The 9,885-nt window shown below is 44.8% G+C and carries 11 protein-coding genes; 7 read left to right on the top strand and 4 right to left on the bottom strand.

Annotated features, from left to right (window positions below; all coding sequences use genetic code 11):
• Nucleotides 1–114 precede the first annotated feature (114 nt).
• Nucleotides 115–474, top strand: coding sequence for a hypothetical protein (locus K0778_RS23880; protein ID WP_232044468.1), 360 nt, complete (start codon nucleotides 115–117; stop codon nucleotides 472–474).
• 61 nt (nucleotides 475–535) lie between these two features.
• Here the strand turns inward: K0778_RS23880 and K0778_RS23875 are convergent, their stop codons facing one another.
• A complete protein-coding gene (locus K0778_RS23875; RefSeq protein WP_017480454.1) occupies nucleotides 536–973 on the bottom strand; it encodes a hypothetical protein in 438 nt (145 codons plus the stop codon).
• A 107-nt stretch (nucleotides 974–1,080) separates the two neighbouring features.
• Here K0778_RS23875 and K0778_RS23870 point away from each other — a divergent pair.
• From K0778_RS23870 to K0778_RS23845, 6 genes are all read left to right on the top strand, one after another.
• Nucleotides 1,081–2,213, top strand: a protein-coding gene (locus K0778_RS23870) for an IS3-like element ISAba14 family transposase (protein WP_223155595.1) whose coding sequence is annotated in 2 segments (ribosomal slippage) — nucleotides 1,081–1,333 and nucleotides 1,333–2,213 — 1,134 coding nt in all. Because the reading frame shifts where the segments join, the coding sequence is not laid out codon by codon here.
• Between the two features lie 105 nt (nucleotides 2,214–2,318).
• Nucleotides 2,319–3,098: an APH(3')-VI family aminoglycoside O-phosphotransferase gene (locus K0778_RS23865; RefSeq protein ID WP_014386410.1), complete on the top strand. Its 780-nt coding sequence runs from the start codon at nucleotides 2,319–2,321 to the stop codon at nucleotides 3,096–3,098.
• 151 nt (nucleotides 3,099–3,249) lie between these two features.
• Nucleotides 3,250–4,275 carry an IS30-like element ISAba125 family transposase gene (locus K0778_RS23860; RefSeq protein WP_004994718.1) on the top strand — a complete coding sequence of 342 codons (1,026 nt, stop codon included), beginning with the start codon at nucleotides 3,250–3,252 and terminating at the stop codon, nucleotides 4,273–4,275.
• Nucleotides 4,276–4,375: 100 nt separating this feature from the next.
• On the top strand, nucleotides 4,376–5,188 hold the full coding sequence (locus K0778_RS23855; protein ID WP_004201164.1) for a subclass B1 metallo-beta-lactamase NDM-1: 813 nt from the start codon (nucleotides 4,376–4,378) through the stop codon (nucleotides 5,186–5,188).
• Between the two features lie 3 nt (nucleotides 5,189–5,191).
• Nucleotides 5,192–5,557, top strand: coding sequence for a bleomycin binding protein Ble-MBL (gene ble / locus K0778_RS23850; protein WP_004201167.1), 366 nt, complete (start codon nucleotides 5,192–5,194; stop codon nucleotides 5,555–5,557).
• Between the two features lie 4 nt (nucleotides 5,558–5,561).
• On the top strand, nucleotides 5,562–6,200 hold the full coding sequence (locus K0778_RS23845) for a phosphoribosylanthranilate isomerase (RefSeq protein WP_004201168.1): 639 nt from the start codon (nucleotides 5,562–5,564) through the stop codon (nucleotides 6,198–6,200).
• A gap of 10 nt (nucleotides 6,201–6,210) precedes the next feature.
• Here K0778_RS23845 and K0778_RS23840 read toward each other — a convergent pair whose 3' ends face one another.
• The 3 genes from K0778_RS23840 to K0778_RS23830 all read right to left on the bottom strand — a co-directional run bounded on the left by K0778_RS23840 (nucleotide 6,211) and on the right by K0778_RS23830 (nucleotide 9,594).
• Nucleotides 6,211–7,242 (bottom strand): protein-disulfide reductase DsbD domain-containing protein, encoded by a 1,032-nt coding sequence (locus tag K0778_RS23840; protein ID WP_004201169.1) that lies wholly within the window; start codon nucleotides 7,240–7,242, stop codon nucleotides 6,211–6,213.
• A 236-nt stretch (nucleotides 7,243–7,478) separates the two neighbouring features.
• Complete coding sequence (locus tag K0778_RS23835) at nucleotides 7,479–8,999, bottom strand: YaaC family protein (RefSeq protein ID WP_086353235.1); 1,521 nt, start codon at nucleotides 8,997–8,999, stop codon at nucleotides 7,479–7,481.
• Nucleotides 9,000–9,036: 37 nt separating this feature from the next.
• Nucleotides 9,037–9,594: a recombinase family protein gene (locus K0778_RS23830; protein ID WP_086353234.1), complete on the bottom strand. Its 558-nt coding sequence runs from the start codon at nucleotides 9,592–9,594 to the stop codon at nucleotides 9,037–9,039.
• Between the last annotated feature and the right edge of the window lie 291 nt (nucleotides 9,595–9,885).

Here is a 9,885-nt window from a genome sequence, read left to right as displayed (position 1 = left end):
CGTACGGCCCACAGAATGATGTCACGCTGAAAATGCCGGCCTTTGAATGGGTTCATGTGCAGCTCCATCAGCAAAAGGGGATGATAAGTTTATCACCACCGACTATTTGCAACAGTGCCCGTAGGTTTAGATTTTGCCACTGGAATGAAGTCTAGTGTTGGCTTAATTGCTTTGGTAGTGGCGCTGTACTTTGCTATCAAATGGGATATACCTAAAGCTATGCTTTACCCTACGGTAGCTGTTTTATTGGTTGTCTGCTTATTCCCTGCATTAAATTATTATGCGCTTGAAGCTTCAGAAAAATCATTTAATCAAACAACTAATTTTCTTGGTCAGCCAGTACAAGAATTTTCAGCGACCACAATTACCGTTATGTGGGGCATGTGGTATATGAAAGCGGTTTACATGCTTGTAGCGGGCTTAATTGGAGTTGTTCTACAAAGAATTAGGTATCCTGAAGAAAATTATTTTTAAGCGTACTAAGCAAAAAAAGCCAGTTCTATACTGGCTTTTTTATTTTTCTAAAAGGTTGTTTTTAGTCTAAGTTTCTTTTAATGATGATTTTGTATTTATTATGGTCACGCTTTCCACGTTGCCCTGAAAAATATATTCCTGAAGTAGATACATTGTCTGAATTAATCAAAACAAATGGTAAATTTTGTTTCGCTAGAGTGATATAAGCTTCAACACAATCTTTTAACTCATTGTTTTTTTGATCTTTTGGCAAGTCAGCTACGATAAAGCCAACATTAAGTTGATGCTTTTCAAATGTTTCAATAGCTTCACGTTGATCTGCGTCATAGTGAATTTTATTAATTAGTCTAGATATACAAATTGAAATAATTTCATAAACAAGAATTGCGAGTGCTAAAAACATCCCCGCAAAAACTGTAATTTCTTTGCTAAAAATTACACCTAAGTATTCACTTATAATGAATTTAATAAAAATAACTAAAGCTACAACGAAAATCAAAATTTTCAGTATGTTTAGAAGAGATGGATCCGTAAATTTGAACAACTCCTATAAGTGATATTCTGCTCCTCAAATGATGTTATAAACATCAATATATGGAGTATTTTATGGCACGTAGACCAAGAAGAAATCATTCAAATGATTTTAAAGCTAAGGTAGCACTTGCTGCGATTAAAGCAGAAAAAACACTTGCTGAATTGAGTGCTGAGTTTGATGTTCATCAAAACCAAATTATTGACTGGAAAAATCAATTGATCTCAGCTTCCTCGCAAGCTTTCGATCAATCAAAAGCTCCAACAGAACCACCCATCGATCTAAAAAAACTACATGCAAAAATCGGTGAGCAGGCATTAGAAATTGATTTTTTAGAAGGTGTGTTGAAGAAACTGGGCCGCTTCAACCACAAAAGTTAATCGACGACTCACTTCAGATTTCAGTATCTAAGCAAGCTAAGCTGCTGAAAGTCTCCCGTGGTTGTTATTACTATCGCCCAAAACCTGTGAGTGCATCAGATCTGAAGCTGATGCGATGTATTGATGAATTACATATGCAATATCCTTTTGCAGGCAGTCGTATGATGCGTGATTTGTTGAATCGTCAAGGACATCATATAGGACGACGTCATACACGTACTTTAATGAAGAAAATGGGTATTCAGGCGTTATATTGCAAACCAAATTTAAGCCAGGCTAATCAAGCTCACCGTAAATATCCATATCTGCTCAAAGGATTGGCTATTCAGCGCAGTAATCAAGTGTGGTCTACGGATATAACGTATATCCCTATGGCAAAAGGCTTTGTTTATTTATGTGCTGTGATTGATTGGCATAGCCGCAAGGTACTTGCGCATAGAGTATCGATTAGTATGGAGGTGGATTTTTGTATTTCGGCTTTAAATGAAGCGATTGAAAAATATGGTCGACCTGAAATATTTAATACAGACCAAGGCAGCCAGTTTACCAGTGATGCATTTATTGATGTATTGAAATCAAATGGCATTCAAATCAGTATGGATGGTAAAGGTCGATGGGTAGATAATGTGATGGTTGAACGATTATGGCGGAGCGTTAAATATGAAGAGGTGTATCTCAAAGCTTATAGCAGTGTCACAGATGCGAAAAAGCAATTAAGTGCATATTTTGAGTTTTATAATTTGAAACGACCTCATTCGAGTCTAGACAAAATGACACCAAATGAGTTTTACTATGATCAGCTACCCCAACAAAACAAGGTGGCTTAACTAGAGCGGAATATCACTTATAAATACGCTTTTAGTTGTTCAAACAAGTGGGACCACCTCTCTCGCATTTGCGGGGTTTTTAATGCTGAATAAAAGGAAAACTTGATGGAATTGCCCAATATTATTCAACAATTTATTGGAAACAGCGTTTTAGAGCCAAATAAAATTGGTCAGTCGCCATCGGATGTTTATTCTTTTAATCGAAATAATGAAACTTTTTTTCTTAAGCGATCTAGCACTTTATATACAGAGACCACATACAGTGTCTCTCGCGAAGCGAAAATGTTGAGTTGGCTCTCTGAGAAATTAAAGGTGCCTGAACTCATCATGACTTTTCAGGATGAGCAGTTTGAATTAATGATCACTAAAGCGATCAATGCAAAACCAATTTCAGCGCTTTTTTTAACAGACCAAGAATTGCTTGCTATCTATAAGGAGGCACTCAATCTGTTAAATTCAGTTGCTATTATTGATTGTCCATTTATTTCAAACATTGATCATCGGTTAAAAGAGTCAAAATTTTTTATTGATAACCAACTCCTTGACGATATAGATCAAGATGATTTTGACGCTGAATTATGGGGAGACCATAGAACTTACCTAAGTCTATGGAATGAGTTAACTGAGACTCGTGTTGAAGAAAGATTGGTTTTTTCTCATGGCGATATCACGGATAGTAATATTTTTATAGATAAATTCAATGAAATTTACTTTTTAGATCTTGGCCGTGCTGGGTTAGCTGATGAATTTGTAGATATATCCTTTGTTGAACGTTGCCTAAGAGAGGATGCCTCGGAGGAAACTGCTAAAATATTTTTAAAGCATTTAAAAAATGATAGACCTGACAAAAGGAATTATTTTTTAAAACTTGATGAATTGAATTGATTCTAAGCATTATCTAAAAATACTTAATTGTCTTTTAACGTCGCTAAATTTTAAATAAATAAGTGAAGAGTGTTAGTGGAGCCACTGATTTAAAGTTGGCAGAGTAAAACTTGAAGTGCGACATAAACCACCTAATTAATTTAAAGGGTTTATGGAGTATATAAAATTGTCATACCATCATCTTAACTTTGAAGATCGTACTGCATTAATGCTTGAGTCAAGAAAAGAAGGCTTTTCAGCCAGAAAATTTGCTGAACTCATTAAAAGACATCCTAGTACGATCTATCGTGAGCTTAAAAGAAATAGCATCAATGACGTTTATCAAGCTCGATATGCTTCTGATAACACCTTCGCTAGACGTAGACGTGGTCACAGAAAACTCAAAATCGATTCAATCCTCTGGAAATTTATTGTTGAAGCGATCCGTTGTTTATGGTCTCCTCAGCAAATAGCAAAGCGTTTAAAGACATTTCCTGATTTGGATCAAACAATGAATGTAAGCCATACAACGATTTATTCAACGATACGAGCATTACCAAAGGGTGAGTTGAAAAAAGACTTATTATCCTGTCTACGTCATGAAAATAAAAAGCGAAAAGCTAACGGTGAACCTAAAAAAGATTCTATATTACAGGATATTAAAACTATTCATGAGCGCCCAGCCGAAGTTCAAGAAAGAAAAATACCGGGTCATTGGGAAGCTGATTTAATTAAAGGTAAAGACAATAAAAGTTCGATAGCAACACTTATTGAACGAAATACACGGCTCTGTATCTTGGCAACATTACCTGATGCAAAGGCAGAATCAGTGCGCAAGGCTTTAACTGAAGCTCTGAAATATTTACCTGCAGAACTGCGTAAAACGTTGACCTATGACCGTGGACGTGAGATGTCAGAACATAAAATACTCGAAGAAGATTTAGGCATAGATGTATATTTCTGTGACCCACATTCACCCTGGCAAAAAGGCACATGCGAAAATATGAATGGTTTAATTAGGCAATATTTACCTAAAGGGATTGATTTAAATCAGGCAGATCAGCATTATTTAAATCAAGTTGCCATGTCACTGAATACTCGTCCTAGAAAGGCGTTAGATTGGCTTACACCATTAGAGAAATTTGCTCAGCTTGTTGATTATCATATGGCTTTTGAAACTGTCGCACCTCATGTTTGAATTCGCCCCATATTTTTGCTACAGTGAACCAAATTAAGATCATCTATTTACTAGGCCTCGCATTTGCGGGGTTTTTAATGCTGAATAAAAGGAAAACTTGATGGAATTGCCCAATATTATGCACCCGGTCGCGAAGCTGAGCACCGCATTAGCCGCTGCATTGATGCTGAGCGGGTGCATGCCCGGTGAAATCCGCCCGACGATTGGCCAGCAAATGGAAACTGGCGACCAACGGTTTGGCGATCTGGTTTTCCGCCAGCTCGCACCGAATGTCTGGCAGCACACTTCCTATCTCGACATGCCGGGTTTCGGGGCAGTCGCTTCCAACGGTTTGATCGTCAGGGATGGCGGCCGCGTGCTGGTGGTCGATACCGCCTGGACCGATGACCAGACCGCCCAGATCCTCAACTGGATCAAGCAGGAGATCAACCTGCCGGTCGCGCTGGCGGTGGTGACTCACGCGCATCAGGACAAGATGGGCGGTATGGACGCGCTGCATGCGGCGGGGATTGCGACTTATGCCAATGCGTTGTCGAACCAGCTTGCCCCGCAAGAGGGGATGGTTGCGGCGCAACACAGCCTGACTTTCGCCGCCAATGGCTGGGTCGAACCAGCAACCGCGCCCAACTTTGGCCCGCTCAAGGTATTTTACCCCGGCCCCGGCCACACCAGTGACAATATCACCGTTGGGATCGACGGCACCGACATCGCTTTTGGTGGCTGCCTGATCAAGGACAGCAAGGCCAAGTCGCTCGGCAATCTCGGTGATGCCGACACTGAGCACTACGCCGCGTCAGCGCGCGCGTTTGGTGCGGCGTTCCCCAAGGCCAGCATGATCGTGATGAGCCATTCCGCCCCCGATAGCCGCGCCGCAATCACTCATACGGCCCGCATGGCCGACAAGCTGCGCTGAGCCATGGCTGACCACGTCACCCCCAATCTGCCATCGCGCGATTTCGATGTGACAGAGGCGTTTTATGCGAAGCTGGGCTTTGCGACGAGTTGGAAGGATCGCGGCTGGATGATCCTGCAGCGCGGCGGTTTGCAGCTCGAATTCTTCCCCTATCCTGACCTCGACCCAGCTACGAGCTCGTTCGGCTGTTGCCTGCGGTTGGATGATCTCGATGCCATGGTGGCATTGGTGAACGCGGCGGGAGCCGAGGAAAAAAGCACCGGCTGGCCGCGCTTCAAAGCTCCGCAACTGGAGGCGAGCGGCCTGAGGATCGGCTACCTGATCGATCCCGACTGCACGCTGGTGCGGCTGATCCAGAACCCCGACTGACCGCATGCCCGCGAAAATCAAGATTTGCGGGATCAGCACACCCGAGGCGCTCGATGCGACCATCGCGGCGCGGGCGGACTATGCCGGGTTGGTGTTCTATCCAGCGTCGCCCCGTGCGGTTACGTCGAATGTCGCGGGCGCTTTGACATCGCGCGCAGCTGGCCAGATCGCCATGGTCGGTTTGTTCGTCGATGCGGATGATGCTGTCATCGCCGACGCACTGGTGGCAGCCAAGCTGAACGCGCTGCAGCTGCACGGTTCGGAATCGCCCGAACGCGTGGCCCAGTTGCGCGCGCGGTTTGGCAAGCCGGTGTGGAAGGCGCTGCCCGTCGCCAGCGCCAGCGATGTCGCACGCGCCGCAGCCTATGCCGGGGCGGCGGACTTGATCTTGTTCGACGCCAAGACCCCCAAAGGCGCGCTGCCCGGCGGCATGGGGTTGGCGTTCGACTGGTCGCTGCTGGCCGGATATCGCGGTGCCTTGCCGTGGGGGCTGGCAGGCGGGCTAAATCCGACGAATGTTGCCGAGGCGATTGCGCGCACCGGAGCGCCGCTGGTCGATACCTCCAGCGGCGTCGAAAGCGCGCCGGGCGTCAAGGATACCGACAAGATTACCAATTTCGCCTTTGCGGTGCGCTTGGCCTAAATCGCGTCGATCAATAGGCGTCGTTCAGCGCAAAGATCGGCTTGCGGGTGCGCCACTGCCCTCGGGTGAAGTCGGGAAAATCTAACGTGCGATTGCCCTCAGCAATCGATTGTTCCGACAGAGGCGTGATCGCGCTCCAGGCCAGCGCGTCGTAAATGTCGATTGGCATCGGGGCCTTGGCCTTCAGCGCCTCGACAAAAGCGTGGATCACGAACCAGTCCATCCCGCCATGCCCGGCCCCTGCCGCCAGATCGGCGTAGCGTTTCCATAGCGGGTGATCGTATTTCGCAAACCAGCCCTCGGCAGGCTCCCAGCGGTGCGGCTGTGGGCTCTTGCCCTCCAGATAGATCGACTTGTTGACGTCCATCCACAGCCCCTCGGTGCCTTGCACCCGAAAGCCGAGAGAATAGGGGCGCGGCAGCGAGGTGTCGTGGCACAGCATGATCGTTTCACCATTAGTGCAGCCGATCATGGTGTTGACCACATCACCCAGTGCGAATTTCACCTCGGCGTTGGGATGATCGGCAGAGCCGTTCTTGACGACATAATCATGCAGCCCGCGCGCCTTACAGCCGAAGCCGCCAGCGCCCGCTTCGCCCGGCAACGCGACCTTCAGGGTGCGGGTCTGCGGCGGGTAGCACACGCCGGCATCGGCGCAGCCCTGGTACTTCACGGTCAGGGTGGTCGCGCTCGCGCCGGCCGCGGGCGTGCCGGTGAGGGTGCCGAGCAATTCCTTGCGGTAGGTTTCGACGTCGCCGAAGAATTCGTCGCGGTAGGCCTTGCCCTTCGGCAGCGCCATGGTCGCGCCGGTGAAGGCGGCATCGGCCTTGACCGAGGTGCGGTGCCGGTACAGGTAATAGCCGTCGGCGATCCGCCAGCGCACCTCGATGCGGTCCGGCGCGGTGGCCTGCGCGGACAGGACGAAGACCTCGTCGACCGGCGGCAGTTCGAAGTCCTGGGCGACGGCCGAGGTCGCGGGCAGCGCAAGCAGCAGGGCGAGCCCGGCCAGCCAGCGGCGCAGGCGGATCGTGGATGCGGTCATGGGGTCTGAGGGCCAATGGAACGAAAACGTACGCTAAGAACGTAACTTATTGTTATAAAATAAAATTATTTATGATGTGCAGTAAAACGAAAACCTCCATTAAAAGACTTTAGCAAGAAACTTGCTATTCTCATTCCAAAGCACGACAGCCTTGCATACATAGTGGAGAAGGATCTGACGACGATAACCCATTTATCCAGGCGACCGTCGGCCAGCTTCCTTATTGCTAAATGATTTTATATGTGAGCAAACATAGATCCTGACTGAACGACTCTAACCTTTGAATCCAATAAAGCCTCAAGAAATTTTTCCGGTGCTAATCTTTCAAATACAGATAAAAATTCATCTGTGAGAGCCAGATAATCTTCATATTTTCCAGATGCAACTTCCCGCCATATACTCGGACGATATCGAACTAATATTGACAATGCATATAAAATAACGGTTGTAATGCATCTATACTCAGAAACTCCACCGAATATTGGTATGATATAGCTAGACTCAGTGAATGGGCTATGATGTTGTTTTATAACTCCGTGCCAGAACTCATCATTTGGATGCTTAACTAAAGCTTTAAAATGTAACCCAGGATGTTCTGATTGTATATATTCTATTTGTTCAATAGGGAGGTCTAATTTTGCAATATCATCAATGGTTTTCGAGCAGGATATATCATTAATTGAAACGTAAGAATCTCGCTTCCTTTCAGTGTTAAAACGAAACGAACCATTTGCATCAGAATCATAACGAAAAGTAAGCCAATTAATAGATGAGTCTGATACCATTCTAAAAAGCTCTTCGAGCTCAGGTATGTGCGAAAATAATTCAATTAACGTTATTACATACTCATTTGATAAATCTATATCTGTTTCTTTACGCGGTTTTTTACTAGGATATAAGGCAACATCGCAACCAAGAAAATCCATCCATTTACAAAAAAAACCGTTTGATAGGACACCAACGACAAACCCTTCAAAAGGATTGTCACTAACTGAATCAAATGTGAACAAACCATGCCCAAATTTTGTCATATCTTCAACTTCTTGCAAAGACGCAGGCCCCTTAGGAGACGCTAACATTTCCGCAGATGCTAACGCTATCGCACCGTAGTAAAGACTTACAACTCTCTGATTTAATTTTTGTTTGCTGGCTGCCTCAAAGTAGTCACAAGCATTTTGTATGCAAAATGCCAGACCTAATGCTTTGGCTTTGATAACATCATATTCAAGTTGAGTCCCAAAATGATTACAACGCTGTTGTATTAATTTTTCGGCTAACCCCATAGTTCTGAATTGCCTAATTCGGCTCCAGATTTGATTTATCGGTTGCTCAGATTGGATATGATTTGTAAATTCTTTAGGTTTAAACGAAGGAATATCTTGACCGCCAAGTGATAACTTACCATCAGAGGCTGACGTATTCCATTTGATAATATAATTTTGTAGTGATTTTAGTTCAATAACATCTGTTGATATCCCATATGCATAAGACTCAAGATGGTAAAAATCTCCATTTAAAACGATTAAGTCAACTAGCTTATCCAAGTCTTTATAAACGGAATTGTCAGTTGCGCATGAGTAAAGCAGGGCCAAACTGTAATTAACACTTCCTTTACTCACTTTAATAATTACATATTCTCCATGTGGGTAAGATCCAGTAACTTCACATTCCCAATGGTGTTTATTAAAGTAATTAATAATATTATCTTCGGCACTTTTAACTAAAATATTCAGTCTCAGTTGTTTACCTGTATCCATGATGTATCCTTTCAATAATTTTATAGATTAGAGAATGCTATTCAACCTTCTCATCTTCCAGTATTTTATATACCGTGGAGCGAGCTATATTGAGCTGACGAGCTATTTCCGTTGCACCAGTGCCTTGTAGATGAAGCACCAGTACATTATTTCTGTCGATACTTCGTTTACGGCCAAACCGGATGCCTTTCAACTTCGCTTCCTGTCGGCCTTCATTAGTACGCTCCAGTATTCTTTGACGTTCAGCTTGTGCAACGGCAGACAGGATAGTCACCACCATTTTACCCATTTCTCCGTCGGTGCTGATCCCGTCATCAATGAAACGAATAGCAACCCCCTGAGCATCGAACTCTTTTATCAGCTGGATCATATCAACGGTGTCACGCCCAAGCCGGTCAAGTTTCTTCACCAGAATGACGTCGCCTTCCTCCACTTTCATGCGCAGCAGATCCAGTCCTTCCCGATTGGTTGAACTACCTGATGCCTTGTCTGTAAAGATGCGGTTAGCTTTTATCCCTGCATCTTTGAGTGCTCTGATCTGGATATCGAGAGACTGCTGACTGGTTGATACCCGCGCATAACCAAAAAGTCTCATAAAAATGTACCTTAAATCGAATATCGGACACCATGTGTCCATTATGCCAAAATAACGAATTAATAGACACTCAAACGTAACCGTTTTACGATGTCTGATAATTTATAACATTTCGTACGGTTGGAAAAATGTTACTAAATGCCCGTCAGGCAGGGAGGCCGATATGCCCGTTGGCACTGTTGCAAATAGTCGGTGGTGATAAACTTATCATCCCCTTTTGCTGATGGAGCTGCACATGAACCCATTCAAAGGCCGGCATTTTCAGCGTGACATCATTCTGTGGGCCGTACG

The organism is Escherichia sp. XD33, assembly GCF_019375075.1.
Taxonomy (GTDB): domain Bacteria; phylum Pseudomonadota; class Gammaproteobacteria; order Enterobacterales; family Enterobacteriaceae; genus Enterobacter; species Enterobacter flexneri_A.
The sequence above is the reverse complement of the archived record's forward strand: the minus strand, read 5'-3'. Positions and strand labels throughout refer to the sequence as shown.